Below are 888 nucleotides of genomic sequence, written 5' to 3' on the forward strand. Positions count from 1 at the left end.
ACCCTGGAAATTCTTTTCTTTTCTCTTTTCCATGAAGGCAGCCATACCTTCCGTCTGATCTTCTGTGGAGAAGCACAGGCCGAATACTTCGTCTTCATAAGCAATACCCGTAACGATATCGCACTGCATACCGCGATTAATAGCTGCTTTGGAAAGTTGTACGGCAATAGGAGCATTAGCCGCAATCTTCTTAGCCACTTTCATAACCGTCGGCATCAATTCTTCCTGGGGAACGACTTTATTAACAAGGCCGATACGATACGCTTCATCGGCTTTAATATTAGCAGCCGTGAAGATCAATTCTTTACCGTAACCGCGACCTACGACACGGGGCAAACGTTGCGTACCGCCGAAACCGGGAGTAATGCCGAGGCCGACTTCAGGTTGGCCGAAGAGCGCATTTTCAGAAGCATATCTGAAGTCGCAAGCACAAGCCAATTCACAACCGCCGCCGAGAGCAAAGCCGTTAACAGCTGCAATAACCGGCTGAGGAAGGTTTTCAATGCGGGTAAATACATCCTGACCGATTTTACCGAAGTTGCGGCCGTCTACAGCATTTTTCGTGGACATTTCCTTAATATCCGCACCGGCAACAAAGGATTTATCTCCACCGCCGGTAATGACTACTACTTTAACGTCTTTATCCGTTTCGAGTTTGCCTACCAAATCATTTAATTCCAACAGCGTTTCGGAATTCAACGCATTCAGTGCCTTCGGGCGATCAATCGTCAAAACACCGATTCCGTCCTGGTTTTCAAATTTAATGTTGTTATAAGCCATTGTAATAACCTCCTTTAAATGTGCAAAACCGGATTTATCTCGCTTGTAATAGATTATTCACAAGATAAATTCTTTATATTCATAGTATACCACGTTCCATTTGTAACA

At 44.6% G+C, this 888-nt stretch carries 1 protein-coding gene; it reads right to left on the reverse strand.

What is annotated here, in order from left to right:
- A partial coding sequence (locus PGX78_RS08800; protein WP_270446581.1) for a short-chain-enoyl-CoA hydratase occupies positions 1 to 780 on the reverse strand: 780 nt, incomplete at its 3' end.
- Positions 781 to 888: the final 108 nt, after the last annotated feature.

It is taken from the genome of Megasphaera sp. AF13-6AC (assembly GCF_027685385.1).
GTDB classification, from domain to species: Bacteria; Bacillota; Negativicutes; order Veillonellales; family Megasphaeraceae; genus Megasphaera; species Megasphaera micronuciformis.